The sequence below is a fragment of the Jeotgalibacillus salarius genome, from assembly GCF_004405125.1.
In the GTDB taxonomy this organism is placed as follows: Bacteria; Bacillota; Bacilli; order Bacillales; family Jeotgalibacillaceae; genus Jeotgalibacillus; species Jeotgalibacillus salarius.
This window is the reverse complement of record NZ_SORX01000003.1, coordinates 95,412-118,507: the sequence shown is the minus strand read 5'-3', so window position 1 is coordinate 118,507 and position 23,096 is coordinate 95,412. Positions and strand designations below refer to the sequence as shown.

23 protein-coding genes and 2 riboswitches are annotated in these 23,096 nt (G+C 42.5%); of the genes, 19 read left to right on the top strand and 4 right to left on the bottom strand.

The annotated features are described in order from the left end of the window. Nucleotides 1–19 precede the first annotated feature (19 nt). A complete protein-coding gene (locus E2626_RS05750) occupies nucleotides 20–859 on the bottom strand; it encodes a transporter substrate-binding domain-containing protein (protein ID WP_424955124.1) in 840 nt (279 codons plus the stop codon). A gap of 463 nt (nucleotides 860–1,322) precedes the next feature. Beyond that, nucleotides 1,323–2,312, bottom strand: a complete 990-nt coding sequence (locus E2626_RS05745) for a Gfo/Idh/MocA family protein (RefSeq protein ID WP_134380720.1) — start codon at nucleotides 2,310–2,312, stop codon at nucleotides 1,323–1,325. A gap of 193 nt (nucleotides 2,313–2,505) precedes the next feature. On the opposite strand from E2626_RS05745, the gene E2626_RS05740 reads away from it, so the two are divergent. The 17 genes from E2626_RS05740 to E2626_RS05660 all read left to right on the top strand — a co-directional run bounded on the left by E2626_RS05740 (nucleotide 2,506) and on the right by E2626_RS05660 (nucleotide 19,055). After that, the gene (locus E2626_RS05740; protein ID WP_134380717.1) at nucleotides 2,506–3,138 is read left to right on the top strand and encodes a FusB/FusC family EF-G-binding protein; all 633 of its coding nucleotides are present in this window, start codon (nucleotides 2,506–2,508) and stop codon (nucleotides 3,136–3,138) included. Between the two features lie 41 nt (nucleotides 3,139–3,179). Then, nucleotides 3,180–4,169, top strand: coding sequence for a DUF4003 family protein (locus E2626_RS05735; protein WP_134380714.1), 990 nt, complete (start codon nucleotides 3,180–3,182; stop codon nucleotides 4,167–4,169). Nucleotides 4,170–4,200: 31 nt separating this feature from the next. Continuing rightward, nucleotides 4,201–4,905 (top strand): type 1 glutamine amidotransferase, encoded by a 705-nt coding sequence (locus tag E2626_RS05730; protein ID WP_134380711.1) that lies wholly within the window; start codon nucleotides 4,201–4,203, stop codon nucleotides 4,903–4,905. Between the two features lie 521 nt (nucleotides 4,906–5,426). Then, nucleotides 5,427–5,524: riboswitch (SAM riboswitch) on the top strand. 78 nt (nucleotides 5,525–5,602) lie between these two features. Then, nucleotides 5,603–6,721, top strand: coding sequence for a methionine biosynthesis PLP-dependent protein (locus E2626_RS05725; RefSeq protein ID WP_134380709.1), 1,119 nt, complete (start codon nucleotides 5,603–5,605; stop codon nucleotides 6,719–6,721). Then, nucleotides 6,718–7,890: a cystathionine beta-lyase gene (metC, locus tag E2626_RS05720; protein WP_134380707.1), complete on the top strand. Its 1,173-nt coding sequence runs from the start codon at nucleotides 6,718–6,720 to the stop codon at nucleotides 7,888–7,890. The genes E2626_RS05725 and metC overlap by 4 nt, the downstream gene beginning before the upstream one ends. A gap of 99 nt (nucleotides 7,891–7,989) precedes the next feature. After that, nucleotides 7,990–8,787 (top strand): SDR family NAD(P)-dependent oxidoreductase, encoded by a 798-nt coding sequence (locus tag E2626_RS05715; RefSeq protein ID WP_134380705.1) that lies wholly within the window; start codon nucleotides 7,990–7,992, stop codon nucleotides 8,785–8,787. A gap of 12 nt (nucleotides 8,788–8,799) precedes the next feature. After that, nucleotides 8,800–9,987 (top strand): cation:proton antiporter, encoded by a 1,188-nt coding sequence (locus tag E2626_RS05710; protein WP_134380701.1) that lies wholly within the window; start codon nucleotides 8,800–8,802, stop codon nucleotides 9,985–9,987. Between the two features lie 146 nt (nucleotides 9,988–10,133). Beyond that, a complete protein-coding gene (locus tag E2626_RS05705) occupies nucleotides 10,134–10,517 on the top strand; it encodes a GntR family transcriptional regulator (protein ID WP_341785734.1) in 384 nt (127 codons plus the stop codon). Further along, a complete protein-coding gene (locus E2626_RS05700) occupies nucleotides 10,514–11,419 on the top strand; it encodes an ATP-binding cassette domain-containing protein (protein ID WP_134380695.1) in 906 nt (301 codons plus the stop codon). The genes E2626_RS05705 and E2626_RS05700 overlap by 4 nt, the downstream gene beginning before the upstream one ends. Further along, nucleotides 11,391–12,131: a hypothetical protein gene (locus tag E2626_RS05695; RefSeq protein WP_134380692.1), complete on the top strand. Its 741-nt coding sequence runs from the start codon at nucleotides 11,391–11,393 to the stop codon at nucleotides 12,129–12,131. Before E2626_RS05700 ends, E2626_RS05695 begins: the two co-directional genes overlap by 29 nt. Then, nucleotides 12,128–12,835: a hypothetical protein gene (locus E2626_RS05690; RefSeq protein ID WP_134380689.1), complete on the top strand. Its 708-nt coding sequence runs from the start codon at nucleotides 12,128–12,130 to the stop codon at nucleotides 12,833–12,835. The genes E2626_RS05695 and E2626_RS05690 overlap by 4 nt, the downstream gene beginning before the upstream one ends. Nucleotides 12,836–12,932: 97 nt before the next feature. Continuing rightward, nucleotides 12,933–13,049, top strand: a riboswitch (SAM riboswitch). A gap of 114 nt (nucleotides 13,050–13,163) precedes the next feature. Next, on the top strand, nucleotides 13,164–14,465 hold the full coding sequence (locus E2626_RS05685) for an O-acetylhomoserine aminocarboxypropyltransferase/cysteine synthase family protein (RefSeq protein ID WP_134380686.1): 1,302 nt from the start codon (nucleotides 13,164–13,166) through the stop codon (nucleotides 14,463–14,465). Between the two features lie 16 nt (nucleotides 14,466–14,481). Continuing rightward, on the top strand, nucleotides 14,482–15,552 hold the full coding sequence (metX, locus tag E2626_RS05680) for a homoserine O-acetyltransferase MetX (protein ID WP_134380683.1): 1,071 nt from the start codon (nucleotides 14,482–14,484) through the stop codon (nucleotides 15,550–15,552). Nucleotides 15,553–15,605: 53 nt separating this feature from the next. Beyond that, the gene (locus E2626_RS05675; RefSeq protein ID WP_134380680.1) at nucleotides 15,606–16,580 is read left to right on the top strand and encodes an aliphatic sulfonate ABC transporter substrate-binding protein; all 975 of its coding nucleotides are present in this window, start codon (nucleotides 15,606–15,608) and stop codon (nucleotides 16,578–16,580) included. A 13-nt stretch (nucleotides 16,581–16,593) separates the two neighbouring features. Then, on the top strand, nucleotides 16,594–17,367 hold the full coding sequence (locus E2626_RS05670) for an ABC transporter permease (protein ID WP_134380677.1): 774 nt from the start codon (nucleotides 16,594–16,596) through the stop codon (nucleotides 17,365–17,367). A 14-nt stretch (nucleotides 17,368–17,381) separates the two neighbouring features. After that, complete coding sequence (locus tag E2626_RS05665) at nucleotides 17,382–18,119, top strand: ABC transporter ATP-binding protein (protein WP_134380674.1); 738 nt, start codon at nucleotides 17,382–17,384, stop codon at nucleotides 18,117–18,119. Between the two features lie 78 nt (nucleotides 18,120–18,197). Continuing rightward, the gene (locus tag E2626_RS05660; RefSeq protein ID WP_424955119.1) at nucleotides 18,198–19,055 is read left to right on the top strand and encodes a dimethylarginine dimethylaminohydrolase family protein; all 858 of its coding nucleotides are present in this window, start codon (nucleotides 18,198–18,200) and stop codon (nucleotides 19,053–19,055) included. A 41-nt stretch (nucleotides 19,056–19,096) separates the two neighbouring features. Here E2626_RS05660 and E2626_RS17445 read toward each other — a convergent pair whose 3' ends face one another. After that, nucleotides 19,097–19,228 (bottom strand): hypothetical protein, encoded by a 132-nt coding sequence (locus tag E2626_RS17445; protein ID WP_279587255.1) that lies wholly within the window; start codon nucleotides 19,226–19,228, stop codon nucleotides 19,097–19,099. 354 nt (nucleotides 19,229–19,582) lie between these two features. Here E2626_RS17445 and E2626_RS05655 point away from each other — a divergent pair, with 354 nt between their 5' ends. After that, complete coding sequence (locus E2626_RS05655) at nucleotides 19,583–21,166, top strand: long-chain-fatty-acid--CoA ligase (RefSeq protein ID WP_134381121.1); 1,584 nt, start codon at nucleotides 19,583–19,585, stop codon at nucleotides 21,164–21,166. Between the two features lie 47 nt (nucleotides 21,167–21,213). Here E2626_RS05655 and E2626_RS05650 read toward each other — a convergent pair whose 3' ends face one another. Then, nucleotides 21,214–21,753 carry a YceI family protein gene (locus E2626_RS05650; protein WP_134380671.1) on the bottom strand — a complete coding sequence of 180 codons (540 nt, stop codon included), beginning with the start codon at nucleotides 21,751–21,753 and terminating at the stop codon, nucleotides 21,214–21,216. Between the two features lie 233 nt (nucleotides 21,754–21,986). Between E2626_RS05650 and E2626_RS05645 the strand changes: the two genes are divergently transcribed. Further along, nucleotides 21,987–23,096 (top strand): hypothetical protein, encoded by a 1,110-nt coding sequence (locus E2626_RS05645; protein WP_134380668.1) that lies wholly within the window; start codon nucleotides 21,987–21,989, stop codon nucleotides 23,094–23,096.

Here is a 23,096-nt window from a genome sequence, read left to right as displayed (position 1 = left end):
CGCTCCTTTCTACTTTTTACTATTCTTCAAAGTCGATGTCAGGCTTCTGTGTAACATCCCCGCCTGCAAAAAATTCGCCTGAAATTTCAGCGATCGTACCGTCTTCAAGCATTTCTTCAAGTGTAGTATTGACCTGTTCTACAAGTTCTTCGTTATCCTTGTTCATAACAAGACCAACTTCTGACGGGCTGTACTGTAAGTCAGGGTGAATCACAATCCCTAAGTCAGGGAATGCTTCAAGCGCCAGTGTTTGTAAGTAATAGTCATTTAAAATAACATCTGTATTACCTACAGATACATCGCGAAGGTATTGTTCGTTTGTGGCATTATCATAAATGACTTCTTCTGCTCCGTAATCACGTGCAAGATCCATGTATACAGAAGTTGCTGCACCGGCAGCACGTTTTCCTTCAAGATCTTCGAATGTTTCAATACCTGAAAGGTCTTCTTCACGGACAATAGCTGTGCCGTAAGAGTATTTAATTGGCGTAGAAAAAGCAAACTGTTCAGCTCTTTCTTCAGTAATTTCAATATCGTTCGATGCTAAGTCAACTTGTCCTGTATTAACAGCTGTCAACATACCATCAAAACCGATTTCTTCCCATTCAATTTCAAGATCCAGGCGGTTTGCCAGCTCTTTTACGACCTCAACTTCAAATCCAGTCAATTCGTCTGTTTCACTTTCGTGATATGAAGTTGGGAAAAGTGTACCTGAAGTTGCTACTTTAAGTACGCCTTCTTCCTGTATGTCATCCCATGCCGTTGTTTCTTCCGATCCTGAATCATCAGAACCACAGCCGGCAAGAACCACAGCTGCTAAAAGACCGGCAGATAGTCCACGAACATTAAGCTTTTTTATATCCACTTTGTAAATCCTCCTTAAAATTAATCCTTTAAAAACATAGCATTTTAACAAATATGACACAAGGGTTAAATAGGTAGGGGATATTCAGATAACGCTTACATAGTGGGGGTATCTGCATTAGTGGAGTTTTATACTGAAGAGAATGTAATATTTGTTACTTAAAAGCTCGTGAGATGTTAAGCAATGAGCAGCTTGGAAAGGTTGTGTTCAATTAACGGGAAGGGTGAATCAATTAATTCTCCAAGTGATTAAATAAATGCAGGAAAAGGATTAATAACGGTCATTCCTAAGACAGATGGTTCAATGATCCGGAGAGGTTAATCAATTATTCAGATAGCCGAACCAATTAACTTCATACATGATTCAATCAAATCATGCCATCGCAGCCCTCGCCCATAATCCCTGTCCAAAACAAAAAAGCAATGGACGTCTCCATCCATTGCCGCTGCTCAATTACTTATTCACCATCTGCTGTATCAAGCGGGTAAACAATGCCATTTTGCTTTCTGATATGCTCCATCAGTTCCACTGTCTGCAGCGAAATCTCATGCGTATTAATAGAAGATTCGATTTTTCCTTCTTTGGCAGTTTTGATAAATTCCTCAATTTCATACGACATAGGAGGCTTATTCTGATTCACAGTCATGTCTTCTGTACCCTGTTTTGTGACGAGCGTGATTTTTCCAGGTGAGCTGATATGGTCAATGTGAATCGCGCCATTTTCCCCGGATATTTCGCTTGGCAGAAAGCTGTCAGCAATTTTTGAATAACTTGCAGTTACAATCATTCCTTCATATGAAAGCAGCACTGAGCCCTGTCCATCGACGCCGGTGTGGAGAACGGTACTGTCTGACTGAATCCGGTCCGGACTCCCGAATAGTGAAATGATCGGGTACAGTGTGTAAACACCAAGGTCCATTAAAGAGCCGTTTGCCATATCCGGCTTAAATGCATTTAATATTTCTCCGGCCTTAAACTTGTCATAGCGTGAAGAATATTGACCGTATTGGAAACGCACTTGTCTGATTGTACCAATAGAAGAAATCAGTTCTTTTACTCGTTGGAAATTAGGCATTGCAGTAGATTTCATGGCCTCCATTAAGAGAACATGATGTTTTCTTGAAGTATCAATCATCTTTTCAGCAAGAGCTTTTGTGGCAGTGAGAGGCTTTTCGCATAGTACAGGAACTCCTTTAGCAAGACAGGTTAATACCTGTTCATGATGAACGGCATTAGGGGTAGCGAGATACACGGCGTCTATCTCTCCGCTTTCGCACATCGCCTCCAGTGAAGTATATGTATACGCTAACTGATGTTTATTTGCATAGGAAAGTGCTGTTTCTTCCTTCCGCGAACATACAGCGGTTACCTGTGCATCGTCCGCTTCGTGTACAGCCTCTATAAAAGTATCTGTAATCCAGTTTGTTCCTACTACTCCGAATCTCATTGTCTATCATTCCTTTTCAATTCATTTATTATCAGTGTACATACAACAAACAGAAAATGACAACCTTGTCCTTATGCGTCAAATTGTTCAAAGTGGGGTATATGCATAAATAAGTGAATGATTCGTGAAACTATTTGGTAATTCAGGCTGTATACAAAGGTATCAGTTCAAATGAAGTAAAGGGGCTTTTTCAATGGAGCAATTTATCTCAAACGAACAATTTAATGTCATTAAATCACAAATTATTGGTATGCAAAAGCAGGCAGTTGTGACATCGGATGAGGGTGTGAAAACTGCTGTGAAGGAAGCTGCAGAAGCCAAGGTCCATGATGTTTTTCAAGATTTAACTCCGGATCAGGAAACGCTGATTTCGGGTATTGCAGAACTTGAAACAGAAGAAGAACGGACAAAATTCCTGATGAATCTGACACCTTACAGAAAAACATTTCCGGAGGTATCACCAGCAGATTTGCGGGGGCTTTTTCCAAAGGTGAAAAAGTTATTCATACCTGATTTGGAAAGGTTCGATTTTCGGGCATTAACCTATCTAGGGTGGAAAGATATCAGTCAGAGCAGACAGTACTTCGTCTACTTTAAGAATGGTGAATTAAAGGGTATACAGGGAAGGTACGTGATTTCAGCAAGAAAGGGAATTTGTGGCGTATGCAATCGCTATGGTGATGTGGCGCTGACCAGTATTCAAAATAAACCCAGAGAATCGGAAGAACTGAAATCCTATGGGCAGTATATTTGTTATGACAGCAAAGAGTGTAATCAGGCGATCCAGGACTCAGCGCGGCTTGAAGCTTTTCTTGATCAGGTGTAGCGCTTTACAAAAAGTAAAATAAGTCAAAAGGGTGATTAGAAATGGAAATAACGGGACAGGTGGAGCAATATCATTCGATTTATGAGCAACTGAAAAAAAAATTCCGGTGGCGGGTGAGTAATCCTTCACTTATGATGCTTGCCGGACAGCTGATGAATGCAGAAAAACCATATGATATCAAAAAACTGATCTCATTAAATGAATTTATTAAAAATGAATCCAGTCAATTTTCATATATCCAGTCAGCAGATCTTCGTCTGATGCTTTCAGGATTGTTGATTTCGAAATTCGATGACCCGAAGAAGTCGTTTGAGGATATGATGATCATTTATGAAAAGTTAATTAATGAGGGATTTTCAAGAAGCCCTCATGCCTATATTGCATCCTATGCCCTGTACGTTTCTCTTGAAACAGGTACAGAGGAAGAGATGGACGAACATGTAAAACGTGCAAAAAATATGTATAACGGAATGAAGAAGCAGCATTTCTTCCTTACTTCACATGAAGATTATCCATTATCTGTGCTGCTGGCAGAGGAAGAGGGAGAAGAAGAGGAACTTCTGGATGATATGGCTTATTATTACGATCAGCTTCATATTGTTCTTGCTAAAGGTAACAATCGTCAGTTTTTATCACAAATTCTTACATACGGGCGGCAGGATAACAGACAGCTGCTCGTTCAAAACACAGTAACCTGGCTGGATGATTTGAAAACAAACAAAGTTAAATTGCGTGGGAATCACCTTCCGATTGTTGGTGTGTTAGCACTTGCAGGAACACCATCAGCACTGATCAATGAAGTAAAAGAAATGTATGATCAGCTAGTAAGTGTAAAGGCTTTTAAGTGGCATAAAGAAATTTGTTTTATGACAGCAGTAAGATTTGTTTTGCAAAAGAAGGTCGAAGAAAATAATGTGCTGGATGTAGGTCTTGCTTCAACGATTGAATCCATACTGCAGGCACAGCAGGCTGCGATGATTGCTGCAGTGTCAGCAGGAGCTGCAGCATCAGCAAGTTCGTCAAATAATTAATGGCTGAGGTCATCGGAAAGAGGAATGAACAATGAGGTTTATTTGCCTTCAACATATATGGTATGACAATGCAGGTTATCTTGAGGAATGGTCAAAAGCGTGGGACTGTGAGCTCCATTATATAGATGCAAAAAATCCTGACGATTATCCTGTGTTAAAAGATCAGGATGTACTCGTCATCCTGGGCGGCCCGATGAGTGTCCAGGAGCTTCCTGAAACGGATTGGATGCAACAAGAAGTTAATTATATTGAAAAAGCAATCAACGACAAAAGAAAAGTGATGGGAATTTGTCTTGGTTCACAGCTGATTGCTCATATTCTCGGAACAGAAGTTTCTTCGTTGCCAAAGTATGAAATGGGATGGGCAGAACTGAATTGGCATACCTCTTTTCTTGAAGATTTCGATGTGGATCAATTGAACATTCCGCTTTTTCATTGGCATAGCGATATTTATGATTTGCCAGGAGGCACGAAACCTGTTGGTAAGTCCGAACTGACACCAGTTCAGGGATTCTACACGGACCATATTCTGGCATTTCAGTTCCATCCGGAAATGACAGTCAACGGAATTCAGAATCTGATCGATCATGATGATCAGGAAATTGAAAAGCGTGACAAAACAGTAGATATGGAAGGTCCGAGAGCGGATCCGGGATATGTTGAACAAAGCCACAATCGCTTTCAGCCGATACTTGAAAAGTTCCTGAATGTTCATGGAGAAAAAAAGATTGATTAAAAACTGGACAAACATTTGAATTGTGTATACAATAATAATGAGATTCATTCTCAATTAAAAAATAAAACGTCGCACTTACTATAAATGCCCGTAAACAGTCGATTCGCACCGGCTTTTTATGACCAAGGCTCACAAGAAAGCGACGCCCCCTCCCTTAGCCGGATGCTGCCTGACACCAGCGTCCGGTCTTTATTATGTTTTTAGAGCGTGGACAGGAGGCTGTAGGGCTGCCTGGCTTTTGGATCACATACGGAAGATTTACTGAGCATCCCGGTTCGGATTCCCGGAAACCCCGGTCATTTTCTACTTAGAGCTAGTGATTTTGGATCACATTCATCATTTTTCGGGTCACATTCGTCCAATCCCGGGTCATATACTCAAAATCTCAGGTCACATCTATCGTCCGCCCACGTCCAGTCACAGATCAACCCGCCGCTTACCAATTCTTTCCCGAAAAATCTTGCACTATATCTCAATATGATGTAGGCTATACAACAACTATTATTATCTGACAATTTCATAACTTATCCAGAGAGGTGGAGGGACTGGCCCTATGATACCTCAGCAACCGGCTGTGCACGGTGCTAATTCCAGCAGGCAATCAGCCTGAAGATAAGAAGAGTGTATAACAAAGACCTTCTCTTATCGGAAGGTCTTTTCTTGTATATACAGAACGAGTTAAAAGGAGCTGCTCTTTATGACATCATCAATTGAAACGATACTCGCTCAGCTTGGGAACAGGAGCGACGAGCTAACAGGAACAGTGAATCCGCCGATTTATTTATCTACAGCATATAGACATGAAGGATTGGGACAGTCAACTGGCTATGACTATACAAGGACGAAAAATCCAACGAGAACCATTTTAGAAGAAGGCATTGCAGCGCTTGAAGGAGCGGATCAGGGATTTGCAACAAGTTCGGGTATGGCAGCTGTTCAACTCGTTCTGTCTCTTTACAGACCGGGAGACACAATTGTAGCGTCTGATGATTTGTATGGGGGTACGTACCGGTTATTTGATCATTATAGCGAGCATTATGGAATAGAGTTTGTGTATGTTGATACAAATGATGCTGATGCACTGCAGGAAGCCTGTACGAAGCGGGTGAAGGCAGTTTTTATTGAAACGCCTACCAACCCGCTGATGAAAATAACTGACTTGAAGATCGTATCTGCATTTTCAAAGAAACAAGGCGTTCACTTAATCGTCGATAACACATTTTTAACGCCATATCTGCAGCGCCCGATTGAACTTGGCGCAGACATTGTTATTCACAGTGCGACCAAATATCTAGGTGGACATAATGATGTGCTGGCAGGACTAGTAGCTGCTAAGGGTGATGAGATTTGCGAAAAATTATTTGCGATGCACAATGGCGCGGGTGCAGTATTGTCACCAATGGATTCGTGGCTTTTAATTCGTGGAATGAAGACCCTTGCGCTCAGAATGGATCGTCATCAGTTGAACGCGGCAAAAGTAGCTGAGTTTCTTGAAAAACAGCCGCAGGTAGCAGATGTGATTTATCCGGGAATTGGGGGAATGGTTTCCTTCAGGCTGGAAAAAGCTGAATGGATTGCACCATTTTTAAAGGCGATCAATGTCATCTCATTCGCTGAAAGTCTTGGCGGGGTCGAAAGCTTTATTACGTATCCGTCTACCCAAACACATGCAGATATTCCTGAAACTGAAAGAGAAGCAAAAGGAATCTGCAGCAGACTATTGCGTTTTTCAGTTGGAATAGAACAAGCTGCAGATTTAATCACGGATTTAAAACAGGCGCTTGAAGCGGCTGAACGAGGAGGAGATCAACAATGACGAATCACCACTTTGATACGAAATTATTGCATCAGCCATCCTATATAGATAAGCAGACAGGCGCCGTCAATGTACCACTGCACTATTCATCAACCTACCACCAGCAGTCGATTGATGAATTTGGTCCATATGACTACAGCCGTTCAGGTAACCCTACACGTGAATCTCTTGAGGACACGATTGCTGATCTTGAAAATGGTCATGCGGGATTCGCATTTGCCTCTGGCATGGCTGCGATCTCTTCAGCGTTCATGCTGCTGTCAGCAGGAGATCATGTTTTAGTTTCCAAAGACGTATACGGCGGCACGTACCGCATGATTACGGAAGTATTGACCCGGTTTGATATTGATCATTCTTTTATTGATATGACAGATCTCGATGAAACAGCGCGTAACGTCCAGCCGAATACGAAAGTGATCTATGTTGAGACACCTTCAAATCCAACACTGAATATTACTGATATTGAAGGGGTTGCAAAAGTAGCAAAGGCACACGGCTGCCTGACGTTTGTTGATAATACCTTTATGACGCCACTTTATCAGAAGCCGCTCGACCTTGGTGCAGATGTTGTACTGCACAGTGCGACAAAATTTCTGTCAGGGCACAGTGACGTGGTAGCAGGACTTGCAGCTGTTAAAGACGAGGAGATTGCTGCGCAGCTGAAGTTTATTCAGAATTCATTTGGTTCAATTCTTGGCGTACAGGATAGCTGGCTGCTATTACGCGGGTTGAAAACACTGAGCGTCAGATTAAAGCAGTCATCAGACTCTGCAAGAGAAATTGCACAATATCTTCATCATCATCCGCTGATTGACGAAGTGTATTACCCCGGCTTCTCTTTTCATGCAGGCTATCATATTCACCAGCGCCAGGCGACTGGAGCAGGTGCTGTCCTATCTTTCAGACTGCCTGATAAAAAGAGTGCAGGTGTATTAGTGGAAGCGATGAAAATTCCTGTGTTTGCGGTCAGCCTCGGTGCAGTAGAGTCGATTTTATCCTATCCGGCTACGATGAGCCATGCTGCAATGCCGCTATCCGAGCGCGAGTCACGCGGCATTACATCGGGCTTGCTCCGTCTGTCTGTAGGGCTTGAAGATCCGGGTGATTTACTGAAAGACCTTCGTCAGGCACTGGATAAGGTAGCCGCTTATCAGACACTTCAAGTGTAAGCATATGTCAAACCGCTGCATCCCTAAACAGGTGCAGCTTTTGTTTGTTCTGTGGTAAAAGTGGTAAAGACTTCTATCTACTATTTAGGAGGATGAACAATGATTTTTGCACAGGATGGAATGAAAGGTCAGCATATTTTAGTGACTGGAGCTACCGGGGGAATCGGCTGGCAAACAGTGATAGAGTCGTTGAAGGCCGGAGCAGCAGTTACAGCTGCAGGTCGTAATATTGATAAACTGGATGATTTAAAAGAAGACTGTCAGAAAACAGGAATTGACGACAAGCTGCTGATTGTTTCAGCAGACTTGAATCAAGAGGAAGACAGGAAAAACCTTGTTGATCAGGCAGGAAAGCACGCAGGTCCGATCACAGGACTTGTCAATTCGGCAGGGATATCAGGCGGTGGTACTGTTGAAGATCTTTCAGAGAAAGATATGAGAAAGGTGATGGAACTGAACTATTTCTCAACCGTGGCTTTGACTCAGCTGGTTTACCCTGAAATGAAAGTGAAAGGTAGTGGAGCAGTGGTGAACGTATCGTCATTATCAGGACTCAGAGCTACACATGGAAATACAGCCTATGCGGCTTCAAAATTTGCTGTGATTGCATTTACACAGGCATTTGCTCATGAGGCTGCTGAGTATGGCGTCAGAGTAAATGCTGTTTGTCCGGGGTTTGTGGATACAGAAATGGGACGTAATGCGATTCGGAAGAAAGGTGAACGGGCTGATCGCTCATTTGAAGAGCAGCTCAAAATTGTTGAAGATGGATTGCCTTCAGGAAGGATTACTCAGCCCGAAGAGGTAGCCCGGACCATTTTATTTTTACTATCAGACGCTGCAGAAAATATTATCGGTGAATCAGTTAAAATCTCAGGCGGCGCTGTGATGAGATAAGGAGGAGGTCAGATGGAACCAGCTCAAATTGTCGGTCTCCTGTTGATCGGATATATCATATTCACAATTGACAAGCGGACGCAGCTCTTTCCACGTCCGCCTGTCCTTGTGCTGATTGGTATGCTGCTTTATTTTATTCCGTTTTTTGACGGCATCCAATTATCTGAAAAAACGTTATATGAAATCATACTGCCAGCATTGTTGTTCATATCAGCATATAAATTTTCAGTTGGGGCATTAAAAGCAAACAGCTGGATTATTTCCCTGTTGAGTACTGTTGGACTTATTGTGACCGTACTCGGACTTGGCGGGGGGATTTATTTAACAGCTTCTTTATTTACGACGCTCAGTTTTACAGAGGCACTATTGATTGCTGCTGTGCTGACACCAACGGATCCGGTCTCAGTGACTTCAATTTTACATAAATCCCTTGATAATGAAAAAGTCGGTGACATTGTAGAAGGTGAATCACTGATTAATGACGGTACGAGTTATGTTATTTTTGCTACGCTTTTATCCATTCATCAGGGACATGAATCATTTTCGTTTGTATCTTTTCTGGGTGAATTTCTGTATGTAGCGATCGGTGGAGCCGTTATCGGAATTGTTTTTGGATGGATCGTCAGCCGTGCAGTCCATTTCACTCATCATCAGGAATATCAGGTCATGCTGAGTATCGTCATGGCATATGGCTTGTTTCTGCTGGCTGAATCATTTGGGATCTCAGGGGTCCTTGCCACGGTTGCGGCGGGGCTGATGCTTTCCTGGGAATTTAACAGAATTAATAAAGAAGACCATTACAGAGAATCGCTTGATCACTTCTGGGATGTGGTAGAACCTTCACTGTTGTCACTAGTCTTTTTGTTGATCGGCTATACAGCTGTTGATTATTTAAAATGGGAATGGCTCGGATTTGCTGCGATTGTATTCGTCCTGTCACTTGTGGTCAGAACTGGGATCGTTGTGCTGACTGCTCAAAGTGTGCCGCCAGTTCGCAGGAATATGTCCTGGCAGGAATCGCTGCTTATTTCGTTTGGCGGGGTAAAAGGTACAATGTCAGTTGTGCTGCTTTTACTGCTGGAGGCTTCAGGGACAGAAGGAATCGGCACAGTGATGACCCTTTCATTTTTTGTGGTTCTCATGTCATTATTTATCCAGAGTCTGGGCGTACATCCTTTGGCGAAACTATTGAAGTCGTAAATATGGTCTGACTAAAAACTGCACAGCGCTGTGCAGTTTTTTAGTTTGAGAAAAATGCCGGATTCACATTGCCAAAAATTAGAGAATAGTATATAGTACATTACAACAGTAATGCACTATATTGGATAGAGGAGGTGACTTTGTTGATGCTGAATGCAGACAGTACAAAACCGATTTACATACAGATTGCGGAATGGCTTGAAACAGAAATTTTACATGAAAAATTTAAAGCGCACGAAAAAATGTTTTCACAATACCAGCTGGCCGACCAGTTTAATATCAACCCTGCAACAGCAGCAAAAGGACTGACCATACTCGCAGATGCCGGCATTTTATATAAGAAAAGGGGACTTGGGATGTTTGTGACAGAAGAGGCGGCTGATCAGATCCGTCACCGGAGAATTAACGAAACGTTAAGAGCGCTCGTATCTGACATTGTGGCTGAGGCAGAACACCTCAATGTAAAAGAACAGGACCTGATTGACATGATTCAGCTTGAACAAAGTCGCCGGAAAGGAGAAACGTCATGACTGTGATTGAATGCAGACATTTAGAAAAAAGATATAAAAACGGAGCGGGTGTAAAAGACGCGGATTTTACCATTCAGGAAAATACAATTACCGGCATTGTCGGCAGAAACGGAACTGGAAAAACCACGCTGTTAAAAACCATTGCCGGGTACTTAAAAAAGACGGGTGGAGAGGTCAGCGTGTTTGGTGAAAATCCGTTCAACAGCCTGAATGTATCTGCGAACAGTATGTACCTTGATGAGTACACGATGTTTTCAAATGCGCTGACGACTAAAGATATTCTTGATCACCACGGCCGCTTTTATCCGAACTGGGACGCAGGCCTTGCACAGCGGCTCGCTGACTACTTCAGTATACCGATGAAAGTAGGTACTGATTATTTATCAAAAGGTCAGAAAAATACGTTTTACGGTATTCTCGGGCTTGCTGCACGATGCCCGCTGACGATCTTCGATGAGCCGACAACCGGTATGGACGCATCGGTGAGAAAAGATTTTTACCGGGCATTGCTAAAGGATTACCTTGCACACCCGCGAACGATTCTGATCTCAAGTCATCACCTGGATGAAATTGATGAATTGATTGAAGACCTGCTGCTGATTGATGGTGGAAGGTCAGTACTTCATCTGCCTGTAGAAGAAGTGAAGGAATATGCAATGTCAGTGTCAGGACCGTCTCTTCAGGTGAAGCAATGGTCCGATAATCAGGAAGTCATCGTGCACCTTGAGGATAAGGGTGGACTTTCAACAGTGATTGTAAAAAATCATTTCACCGCTGCAGAAAAAGCAGCTGCACGTGATCTAAGGTTTACGCCTGTTTCAGCGAGTGATCTGTGTGTGTATCTTACCAGACGTAATAAAGGGGGGATTGATGATGTCTTTAGCGACAGTCAGCACGGGTGATGTGATCCGTCAGCAAGTTATCTATAAGTGTTATGCAATGGCTGATTTGTGGAGAAGCCTGGTAGTGATTCAGTTAATTGCGATTATTTTCTCTGCTTTAGGGTCAGGAGGAATGGGAACATCAGATGATATGTTTTCACTCGATGTGACCACTTTTTCAACGGACACAGTGTTTTTATTTACTGTTTTCTGGCTGATTGTTACTTCAGCATTAATTACATCGAAAAGTTACCGTTTTGAAGATTTCTCATATGTAACAACTCGAGGCATCAGTCAGGCGTCTAATGGGATTTTACTGCTTTTAACAGTGTTCACAGCCACAGTTTTTACGATCATGAGCAGTTATGTTATTTTCATGACGATCCTTGTCTTTGATAAAGGGGATTTTTATCCCGGCCTTGCAAGTGTCGGCACTCCCGGTGAAGTGTATTTATCATTTCTGGCGATTTTCGGCTATCTGCTGGTTGCAGCTGGCGCGGGCTACTTTTTCGGTATTCTTATACAGATAAGCAAACTATTTATAGGAATTATTCCGGTCATATTGTTTGGACCCTTGTTTGTAAGATCATATTTAATATACGAATTCGGTTATCAGTTTTATGCGCTGGAAACGTCTATCACTCTGTTTATGATCAAAGCGATTGGAACAGCTCTCGTTTTATATGGCGCAGGAAGCCTGATCTTGAATAAAAAAGAGGTGAGAGAAATATGATGGTATTCGTTCAAATCCTGCCTCTTGCATTAATTGTCCTGATCATTTCTTTATATCTCAAAAGCAGAAACAAGAATTTATCTGTTAAGCCAAGAAAACCACGCAGAAAAATGGTGCGTATGATCTTCACCGTTTATGCATCTGTTCTTTTCATCTCAATGATGCTTTATTATATTTTGCCAGTTTCTGCTGATGATACTCTTTCTCAGAGAGCAGAAGAATATGAGGGATGGAAGGTTCATGAGAAAGCGACTCAGAACAAATTTGATGAAATCGATCCTGAGTTCCTGGCAGAACAGAAGGAGTTCGATTATTCGCTTACAAGTCTTGTCTTTCCCGAATCTTATTATGAGAATGGTGATCCTGTTTTTGTCGTGACAATCGATGAAAAGCTCAGTAATCAAATTCTGATGGACGTGTATAAAACACCCTTTACATTAAACGGTTTGGACATTACCGATGAAGTGAAACGACCTGAAGTTTCAATCACAAACAATTTGGTTGAGGTCAGTAACGTCTACGAGCAAAATGATTTATATTATATTCAATTCACGCCTTCTATTGCAGTAGAACAGTTTTTAAGTGAAGAGCGTCAGAACCTCTCATCAGGGTTCAGCTATTCTTATGGTGTGACGGTTGTGCATCTGCGTGTACCAAAAGAAGTTGCAATCATAGGAGATGTATTACAGTTCCAGGCACAATAAAATAAATATTCAGAAAAAGGTTGACTTCTTTTTTCAACCTCTTTATAATCCTCAACAAGAGATTACTTTTAGAAATGCTAAAACAAAACTTAATAAACTCTTATCCAGAGTGGCGGAGGGAATAGGCCCTGCGATGCCCGGCAACCAACGAGTCATACCTGATTCGGAAAGGTGCTAATTCCTACAGATCCTAAAGTGGTCTGAAAGATAAGAGGAGGATATATAACCCTCTTCTTATGAAGGGGGTTTTTTATTTTCCCCTTTCACCTTCATCCAGTACACACTTCACTGCAAAAACTCATCAACTCATTAAAGGAGAGATTTATTCATGACAAACAATCAGCCGCAATACAATATTGAGACGCTATTACTTCATGGTGCAACAGAAGCGGATCCAACAACGAACTCGAGAGCAATCCCGATTTATCAGACAACATCTTACACTTTTGACAGCGCTGAACATGCGCAAAACTTATTTTCACTTGCTGAAGAAGGAAATATTTATACACGTATTGGGAATCCGACAGTCGCTGCTTTTGAAAACCGTATTGCTCTTTTAGAAGGCGGAGTTGGTGCAGTAGCCACTGCTTCAGGCATGGCGGCAATTACTTATGCAGTGCTGAATCTTGCAAGTGCAGGCGATGAAATCGTAGCAGCCGGTAATCTGTATGGCGGCACGTACAATCTGTTTGCCCAGACACTGCCGAGATACGGAGTGAATGTGAAATTCGTTGATGGCAATGACCCGGAGAACTTCAGAAAAGCGATTGGACCGAAAACGAAAGCAGTTTTTGCTGAAGTGATCGGCAACCCGAGTCTGCACGTACTCGATACAGAAGCCGTTGCGAAAGTGGCACACGAAGAAGGTGTACCGTTGATTGTAGACAGTACATTTGCAACTCCATACCTGAATAAACCGATTGAACACGGTGCGGACATCGTGGTCCATTCAGCTACTAAATGGATTGGCGGGCATGGGACAACAATTGGCGGTGTCGTCGTTGAAGCAGGTAATTTCAATTACGATAATGGTCGATTCCCTGACTTTACAACGCCTGACCCAAGCTACAATGGTTTACGATTTGTAGATTTGGAAGGAGCCGCTTTTATCGCTAAACTGCGGGTCAACCTGCTGCGCGACACGGGTGCATGCCTGAGTCCTCAAAATGCATTTTATTTACTTCAGGGACTTGAAACGCTTCACTTAAGAGTTGAGCGTCATGTAGAGAACGCATTGAAAGTGGCAAAACATCTTGAACAGCATCCTTCAGTGGACTGGGTTCAGTATCCTGGACTTGAAAGTCATTCATCTTATACGGCGGCAAAGAAATATCTGCCAAAAGGTGCTGGGTCAATTATTGTTTTCGGCATTAAAGGTGGCCGCGAAGCAGGCAGAAATGTGATCGATCATACGCAGCTTTGGTCACACGTAGCAAATGTGGGAGATGCGAAGTCATTAATTATTCACCCCGCATCAACAACTCATGCACAGCTGAGTGAAGCGGAACTTGAATCAGCTGGCGTGAAAGAAGAGCAGATCAGATTATCTGTCGGAATCGAATCCATCGATGATCTGATTAACGATTTGAATCAGGCAATAGAAAAAGCGGCAATACCCGCTCATTCATAAGCAGGGAGGAATTAATATGGGAGAGACATTAACTGAGAAGGTCAGACATAGTGAAGGATCAGTTGAGATCGGTTCTTTGACACTTGAATCCGGAAAAGTGCTTCATGATGTCTCTCTCCGCTATGAGCGGGCAGGAGATCCATCATTGCCTGTAATCTTGATCTGTCATGCATTAACCGGTACTCACCAGACGATTGGGACAGAGCAGGATCCAGGCTGGTGGCGGGGTTTTGCCGGCGAACATTCCTACCTCGATTTAACTAAATTTCAGGTCATCACATTTAACGTGCTTGGGGGATGCAGTGGTTCTACCGGACCTGATTCCTTTGATCAAAATGATGAAAAGTACCGTTCTGCTTTCCCGTTTATTACGGTAAAAGACATGGTGAATGCACAGTATCAGGCATTACTGAAGCTTGGTATTTCAAATTTGCAGGGTGTGATTGGCGGGTCGCTTGGCGGGATGCAGACGCTGGAATGGTGTATCAGCTATCCTGATTTTGTTGAAAAAGCGGTACTGCTGGCAGCTACGCCTTCCCTGAGTGACTATGGCATTGCGTTCAACCGGATCGGAATACATGCAATAGAAAACGATCCTGCGTGGAACAATGGCTCTTACGAAAATGCTTCAGACGTAAAAGGCTTTGAAGTTGCAAGAATGGTAGGGCTGGTCACTTACAGAAGTCCTCACCTTTTTACAGGAAGATTCAACAGAGAAGAAAAAGAGGTAGTAGAAGAGCAGCCTTTTTATCAGGTGGAATCCTACTTGAAATATCAGGGAGAAAAAATCACAAAAAGGTTTGATCCAAACAGCTATTTGACACTTCTCTATGCAATGAATCACCATGACATTGGCAGAAACCGCGGAGGCATTCCTGAAGCAGCCGGCAACATAAAATCAAAGCTGCTCGGGATCGGTTTTAAAGGAGATCTGTTATATCCGCCGGATGATATTCAGGAATTTGTAAACCAGGTGCCGAAAGCGAGCTTCCATGAAGTAGATACAGAATTCGGCCATGACGGTTTCCTCGTTGAATTTGATAAATGGGGCCCAATCGTAAAAGAGCATTTTGAAAATGGACAGTAAACAGCTGTCCGTTTCTTTTAAACATAATTCTGAGTAAACAGGGAGGAATTTAAATGAATAAAATATACACATTATTACTTTCAACAGCAGCAATCGGGGTCCTCGCTGGATGCTCAGGGAATGCAAGTGCAGATGATCAGCCTGAGAAAATCACGCTTGATTATGCTTATTACTCACCAACGAGCCTGGTGCTAAAAGAACAGGGACTGGTAGAGGAAGCGCTTGAGGATGAAGGGATCGAAGTGGAATGGGTACTGAGTCAGGGAAGTAACAAAGCACTTGAATTTCTGAATTCAAAAAGTGTTGATTTTGGTTCCACTGCAGGAGCAGCTGCATTAATTGCAAAATCAAATGGCTCGCCGGTTGAATCAGTGTACCTATATGCAAAACCGGAATGGACAGCACTTGTAGCTGCTGAGGGATCTGATATTCAAACGGTCGGGGATTTAAAAGGAAAGAAAGTAGCTGCGACACTTGGAACAGATCCTTATATCTTCCTGCTGCGTGCACTTGAAGAAGCGGGAGTATCCTCAAATGAAGTCGAGATCGTGAACCTCCAGCACCCGGACGGCGCAAATGCGTTAAGTTCAGGTCAGGTGGATGCATGGGCCGGGCTGGATCCGCATATGGCAAGAGCCGAGCTGGATACAAATGCAGATCTGTTTTACCGTAACCCGGACTTTAACACGTATGGCACGCTCAATGTCCGATCAGCGTTTGCTGAGGATTATCCTGAAATCGTGGAAGAAGTCATTGCGCAGTATGAAGCAGCACGTGAATGGACAGTTGCGAATCCGGATGATGCGGCACAGATCCTGGCTGATGAAGCGGAAATGAATCTTGATGTGGCAAAAGCGAGTCTTGCCCGCAACGATTTTTCAAATCCTGTAATTGGTGATGAACATACTGAGGCACTGATTGCAGCGGGTGAGGTGCTGCGCAAGGAGGAAGTCATTGATCAGGATGCAGATATTGAAGCGCTTGTTGAGGAATTACTGAATCCTTCATTTACGGAAAACCTGAAGTAAAGGAGGAATCGTGATGAAAAGTAAGTTGAATCTGATTGGACTCGGCATGATTCTGCCGGTACTCCTGATCGCTATATGGGAAGCGGCTGCCCGGTTGGGATGGATTGAATCCTATCTGCTTCCGGCTCCGACCGTTGTCATCGAATCCATTATTGAAATGGCACAGGAGGGAACGCTTTGGGCACACGTATCGATTACCCTTTACCGTGTTGGTGCAGGATTTCTGATTGGAACAGCTGCAGCAGTGTTCATTGGGGCGGCTGTCGGCTACTTTAAGAAGGCAGAACATCTTCTGGACCCCATTCTGCAGGCATTCAGATCTATCCCTTCACTGGCCTGGGTACCGTTATTTTTACTATGGATGGGCATCGGTGAACCGTCAAAAGTGACATTGATCGCTGTAGGTGTGTTTTTCCCGGTTTATCTGAATATCGTTTCGGGCATTCAGGGAGTCGATCGGAAGCTGATTGAAGTTGGAAAGGTGTATCATTTTAATTCATTGCAATTAGTAAGAAGAATTATTCTGCCGGCGTCCTTACCATCTTTTCTTGTAGGAATCAGAAGTGGACTGGGTCTGGGTTGGATGTTTGTAGTTGCTGCAGAGCTGCTTGGTGCCAGTGAAGGACTTGGTTATTTACTGGTGCTTGGACAAAATACATCCTCCCCTGAATTAATTATTGCCAGCATTATATTATTTGCAGCACTTGGAAAAGGTACTGACGCATTGCTGAAAAGCATAGAATCAAGATCATTAAAATGGCAGGATAACCTGCAGAATGCTCAGTAAAAGAGGTGGTAAATTTGCTAACAGTTAAAAAAGCATCACGGCTGTTTAAGGATGGGGCTGCGGGATTCAAGAATATAACCTTCACAGTTCAAAAAGGAGAAATCGTTGGGATCCTTGGCACGAGCGGCTGTGGGAAAAGCACGCTATTAAGAGTGCTTTCAGGTTTAGATCATGCTGACAGCGGTACCATTCACTTGAACGATGGAAGTCCCAGTGGGGCAGGGGTTATTTTTCAGGAACCCCGTCTGATGCCCTGGTTATCAGTAGAAGATAATGTCTTGTTCGGTTTTAAAAATCCTTCGAAATATCGCAAGCAAGCTGCGCATTACTTGTCCCTGGTGGGATTAAGTGAATTTGCCGGTGCATTACCGAGAGACTTATCTGGCGGGATGGCTCAGCGCACAGCGATCGCACGTGCACTTGCTTCACAACCATCCGTATTATTACTTGATGAACCGTTCAGCGCATTGGATGCATTTACAAAAATGCAGTTGCAGGATTTGCTGCTTGATATATGGCAGGAGGAAAAAACAACGATGGTGATGGTCACCCACGATATTGATGAAGCCCTTCACGTCTGTGACAGGGTGATTGTATTGAGTGGTCAGCCTGGTGAAATTGCTGCTGAATTTAAAATCAGCCAGCCAAAACCACGCAGCAGAAGTGACCTGAGCCTTGCCACTTATAAAGAAAAAATATTTTCAATCCTTGAGTACAGTAACACCGGGCTTCAGAAGTATTCAGTCCGGTAAATTCCGTTTTAAGCTCTGTTTAATTTTGTTGTTAAAAAGGAATAACATACAAAAAGAGTAAAAACGGAGGACTGGAGCATGCTGATGGAACGAAAAGAAAATCATAACCAGGCCGGCTGTCAAAATGAATTCGGCGCACTTGAACGGGTACTTGTCTGTCCGCCTGCATTTATGAAAATCGAGGAAGCAATAAATGAAACACAAAAACACTTTTTGAAAGATAATATAGATCGTGAAAAAGCAATGGAGCAGCATCGTAACTTTATTCAGATGCTTCACGAACACGGGGCTGATGTTGTTCAGCTGCCACCGCTTGCGATGTATCCCGAACAGGTTTTCACACGGGATATCGGTTTTACCATTGGTGATACAGTATATATATCAACAATGGGAACTGATATGCGAAGCGGTGAAGATGACATTCTGAAGGAATGGCTGCAGGAGTCAGAACTGAAACATAAAAAAATCAGTACCCCTTCAATTGAAGGCGGCGATGTAATCACTGATGGCAAGAAGATCTGGGTTGGGATCAGCAGCAGAACAACAGAAGAAGCAGTAGAAGAGCTTCGCGAATTGCTCCCTGAACACGAAATGATCTCAGTGCCATTTGATTCTCAATATTTGCATCTTGACTGTCTGTTCAATATTATCTCACCACAGGAGGCGCTGATCTATAAACCGGCTTTCTCCCAGGAGATGATTGAAAAGTTCGAAGCACACTATGACCTCACTGACGTAACAGATGAAGAACAGTTTACTATGGGACCAAATGTACTCAGCATTGGTCAGGATAAAATCTTCAGTCTGCCAGTAAATCAGGATATTAATAAAAAATTGAGAAGAGCCGGCTATGATGTCATTGAATGTGACATATCGGAAATTATCAAATCAGGTGGTTCTTTCAGATGCTGTACACTGCCTATTAACCGAAACTAAAAAAATGCTGCCCCGTTTAAAACACGGGGCAGCATTTTTAATTATTTATCTTCTTTCTTCTTGTCATCGTCATCTTTCTTTCGATCAACAGTTCCCTGCTCAAACATGTCCTGCATCTTCTCTTCTGCATCATTCTTATTATTTTGTTCGTTCTTATTATCTTTATCTGCCATTTTAGTCATCTCCTTAAGTCTGTATATTGTATATACTTCCCGTCTGACAATGAATTAATCATTTATGGGAGGGAGTTTTTTACTTTTAATATCGATGTAATATTACATACTCAGCTTAAGGTTGGAGTGGAGGGCGGAGACTCCTGTGGAAAAACGGGCGAGCAAGACCCCGCAGGGCAATGATCTTCTGCCCGAGAAGGCTTGGGCGTTCGTCCACGGAAACCTTAAGCGATTCCATCAAGTAGAAATAAAGTACTGAGGTTAAATGCCTGAAATTTCTGTCAATAATTGATTTGCTTGATGAAAACGGATACAATACACCCATATTTAAGTTCATACAAAGGGGATGTAATCATGCATGTGCCACTCATATTGACGGACTTTCTGGACAGAGCTGTCACACTTTACGGTGATAAAACTGCAGTAATCGATGGGAATCGGGAGCTGACCTATAAAGAAGTTGAAAAACGTGTGAACCGGCTTTCACATGGTTTAAGAAGTCTGGACGTTAAAAAAGGTGATAAAGTTGCATATTTAACTCCAAATTCACTTGAAATGTATGAAGGTTTTTATGGAATTTATCAGACAGGTGCCATAATGACGTCACTTAATACACGTCTCAGACCGGACGATTACCTGTTTATTCTGAACCACAGTGAAAGTAAAATCCTGTTTGCAGATGCAGAATTATATCAGCTTGTGGAGCCGATCAGGGACAGATTGGAAAGTGTACATACAATCGTGATACAGGGAGGTTCTGCTGAAAATTGCATTGAATATGAAGAATGGTTAATGACGTTTACAGAAGAACCATTTGCCAGAGAGTGGCTTGAAGAAAATGATATTGCATCACTTTTATATACGAGTGGAACAACGGGTGATCCAAAGGGAGTTTTGCTATCACACCGTTCAAATTATCTTCATGCATTGTCAACCATGCACCATTTACGAGTAAGTGACCGTGATACGTTATTGCACGTTCTTCCAATGTTTCATGTAAACGGATGGGGCTCACCATTTTACTATACGGCTAACGGTGCAACACAGGTTATGCAGCGGAAAGTTGATCCGAAGCAAATGCTTGAGCGCATTGAAAAGTACAAGATTACGATCATGCATATGGCACCAACTGTTTTAAATATGGTGCTCCAGGAATCGCAGCATACTAAATCAACGTTTGATCATCCGCTCAGAATTGTCATTGCCGGTTCAGCTCCGCCGCCAGCATTTATCAGAAAGGTGGAAGAGGAGCTGGGGTGGGAGTTCATACATGTATATGGTATGACGGAGATCTCGCCTCTTGTTACAACGTCACAACCACGTGTGAATACACCAGCAAAAGACGAAAGTGCTTATGCCCGGTTAAAAGCGAAAACCGGTTATGAACTGATTGGCACAAAAGTCCGTGTGTTTGATGAGAATGGGGATGAGGTGGCACATGACGGAAATACGATCGGAGAAATCGTGGTCCGTTCGAATAATGTAATGGAAGGTTACTATAAAAACCCTGAAGCGACATCCTCAACGATACGCGACGGCTGGCTGTATACAGGCGATATGGCAGTCATTGATAAGCAGGGATATATGGAAATTGTTGATCGCAAAAAAGATGTAATCATCAGTGGGGGTGAAAATATTTCTTCTATAGAAGTAGAAGCTGCACTATATGATCATCCGGATATTATGGAAGCTGCAGTCATTGCTGTGCCACACGAAAAATGGGGTGAGGTGCCTCATGCTGTTGTAGTAAAAAGGGAGGGTGCTGACCTGACTGAAGAGGATATCATTGCTTTTGCCAATGAAAAACTAGCGCGTTTTAAAATTCCAAAGAGCTTCAGCTTTGCAGAGGAGCTTCCAAAGACTGCTTCAGGGAAGATTCAAAAGGTCGTTCTCAGGAAAGAGTTTTGGAAAGGTAATGAAGGTAAAATGATTAACTGAACAACAAACCCGCTGATGCATGATGCTTCAGCGGGTTTAATTATTTTTTATGCTTCCTGTGCCTGAATCTGTAAATTGATTTTAATATCTTCCCCTACAAGAACGCCACCAGTTTCAAGTGTCTGGTTCCATGTAAGACCATAGTTTTTACGGTTGATTTTGCCGTCTGCCGTGAAGCCGACTTTCTGGTTGCCCCATGGATCCTGGCCAGAACCTTCATATTCTACTTTGAACGTTTCCTGACGTGTTACATCTTTGATTGTCACGTCACCAGTCATTTCATACTCATCTTCACCAGTCTTTTTGATGTCCGTAGAGCGGAAAGTGATTTCAGGGTATGTTTCAACTTCAAAGAAGTCAGCTGAACGTAAGTGGTTATCGCGATCCTGGCTGCGCGTATCAATGCTGTTTACTTTAATTGAAAAGCTGATATCTGCTCCAGTAAGATCCTGTGGATCAGCTGCAACATCTGCACTGAATTCATGGAAAGAACCTTTTACCTTTGAAATCATCATGTGCTTCACTGAAAAATCCACGCTTGAGTGTGCTGTGTCTACTGCCCATTTCTTTGCTGTACTGTTAGTCATTATAAAATTCCTCCTAATTTAGAGTTACTTTTCGTAACTCGGTTGTTATTTGTAATTAGTTTATCTCGAATTCGAGATAATGTCAACACGTTAATTTAAACTTTTTTCAGACTTGTATTTATCAATATTTTTTATTCAGATGAAAAATGAAAGAATTTTAGCAAATTGTCTCATTTAGAGTGAAATTAGGGAAAAAAGGGTAGTACAATAGATAAGGAAAGGGGAATGAATCGATGGAACCTAACGAATTTGAAAAAAAGACATCGTCCAAATCTCCTTCTAAAGATTTCAGTGAACGCAATAATAGCATCCTGACGCCACTTAGATTCCTAATGATTGTCATCACGATTAGTATATTGTCTTTAGGCACTGTATATGGGTATGAAACCTGGACAAATAACAAAGTAACAGAATGGAAATCTGCAGGAGAAAATGCTGCTTTTTATAAAAACTGGAGTGAAGCGGAGCAGAATTTGGCGAGAGCTGCGAATGCCCGTCCCGAATATGAATCTCTCCGGGAAAGCTTAAGCGCAGTCAGGCAGGCTGAAGGCTTTCAGAAGCAGCTGTCAAAGCTGGAGCAAAAGCTTGAAAACGGAGAATACAGAGACATTCAGGAAGAAATTGAAAACTTAACTTTAAAAATGAAAGAAAATAATAACGAGTTATTGTTTGCAGAACAACAGCGCATGATTGATATAAAGGAAAAAGCACTTTTACTTTCTATAAAGGAAGATCTGAATGAACAGCTTTCAATACAGTCGCTTGCAGGAAAACTGTTAGAAGTATCTGAAATAGATGAGGCGGGTGCATCAGAACTTGAAGATCAGATTATTGATCAGATTGCAGCTGTATCCATCAGTAATGCTTCTCAGGAACTGGAACTTTATCATTTCTCCGAGGCGCTGAATATGATTGAAATCGGACTTGGATATGCACCGGGAAATGATCAATTAATTTCTTTTGAAGAAGAAATTAAAGCTCAGAGAAATGCTTATCAGGAAGAGGAATATACGCGCCTGGCAGAAGCAATGAAAGAAGCTGAGGAACAGGATCATTTTAACCGCACCGAGGCCGTCTCTGTTGAGGATTGGGAAGTGACTACAGATGAGAGCTTAATAAAACTGACAGGTGAAGTGAAAAATAACGGCTCACGTCCAATCAGCTGGATCGAAATTTCATGGAGTGTGTTTGATGAAAGCGGAGGAACAGTTGCCGAAAGTCTGACAGTTGCTGAGCCTGAATATCTTGTGCCGAATGGAACGGGTGTATTTACAGATGAGGTAGTAGTGAGCGAACCTTACGAAAAAGTGGAGATAGAGTCAATTACATGGTATTTGGAATAG

Bases quoted from the DNA above. Each gene is read 5' to 3' on its own strand.
- E2626_RS05675 (WP_134380680.1), top strand. From the start codon at position 15,606: ATGAATAAAATATACACATTATTACTTTCAACAGCAGCAATCGGGGTC.
- E2626_RS05690 (WP_134380689.1), top strand. From the start codon at position 12,128: ATGATGGTATTCGTTCAAATCCTGCCTCTTGCATTAATTGTCCTGATC.
- E2626_RS05715 (WP_134380705.1), top strand. From the start codon at position 7,990: ATGATTTTTGCACAGGATGGAATGAAAGGTCAGCATATTTTAGTGACT.
- E2626_RS05735 (WP_134380714.1), top strand. From the start codon at position 3,180: ATGGAAATAACGGGACAGGTGGAGCAATATCATTCGATTTATGAGCAA.
- E2626_RS05710 (WP_134380701.1), top strand. From the start codon at position 8,800: ATGGAACCAGCTCAAATTGTCGGTCTCCTGTTGATCGGATATATCATA.
- metC (WP_134380707.1), top strand. From the start codon at position 6,718: ATGACGAATCACCACTTTGATACGAAATTATTGCATCAGCCATCCTAT.
- E2626_RS05685 (WP_134380686.1), top strand. From the start codon at position 13,164: ATGACAAACAATCAGCCGCAATACAATATTGAGACGCTATTACTTCAT.
- E2626_RS05645 (WP_134380668.1), top strand. From the start codon at position 21,987: ATGGAACCTAACGAATTTGAAAAAAAGACATCGTCCAAATCTCCTTCT.
- metX (WP_134380683.1), top strand. From the start codon at position 14,482: ATGGGAGAGACATTAACTGAGAAGGTCAGACATAGTGAAGGATCAGTT.
- E2626_RS05655 (WP_134381121.1), top strand. From the start codon at position 19,583: ATGCATGTGCCACTCATATTGACGGACTTTCTGGACAGAGCTGTCACA.
- E2626_RS05695 (WP_134380692.1), top strand. From the start codon at position 11,391: ATGTCTTTAGCGACAGTCAGCACGGGTGATGTGATCCGTCAGCAAGTT.
- E2626_RS05730 (WP_134380711.1), top strand. From the start codon at position 4,201: ATGAGGTTTATTTGCCTTCAACATATATGGTATGACAATGCAGGTTAT.
- E2626_RS17445 (WP_279587255.1), bottom strand. From the start codon at position 19,228: ATGGCAGATAAAGATAATAAGAACGAACAAAATAATAAGAATGATGCA.
- E2626_RS05650 (WP_134380671.1), bottom strand. From the start codon at position 21,753: ATGACTAACAGTACAGCAAAGAAATGGGCAGTAGACACAGCACACTCA.
- E2626_RS05705 (WP_341785734.1), top strand. From the start codon at position 10,134: ATGCTGAATGCAGACAGTACAAAACCGATTTACATACAGATTGCGGAA.
- E2626_RS05740 (WP_134380717.1), top strand. From the start codon at position 2,506: ATGGAGCAATTTATCTCAAACGAACAATTTAATGTCATTAAATCACAA.
- E2626_RS05670 (WP_134380677.1), top strand. From the start codon at position 16,594: ATGAAAAGTAAGTTGAATCTGATTGGACTCGGCATGATTCTGCCGGTA.
- E2626_RS05660 (WP_424955119.1), top strand. From the start codon at position 18,198: ATGCTGATGGAACGAAAAGAAAATCATAACCAGGCCGGCTGTCAAAAT.
- E2626_RS05700 (WP_134380695.1), top strand. From the start codon at position 10,514: ATGACTGTGATTGAATGCAGACATTTAGAAAAAAGATATAAAAACGGA.
- E2626_RS05745 (WP_134380720.1), bottom strand. From the start codon at position 2,312: ATGAGATTCGGAGTAGTAGGAACAAACTGGATTACAGATACTTTTATA.
- E2626_RS05725 (WP_134380709.1), top strand. From the start codon at position 5,603: ATGACATCATCAATTGAAACGATACTCGCTCAGCTTGGGAACAGGAGC.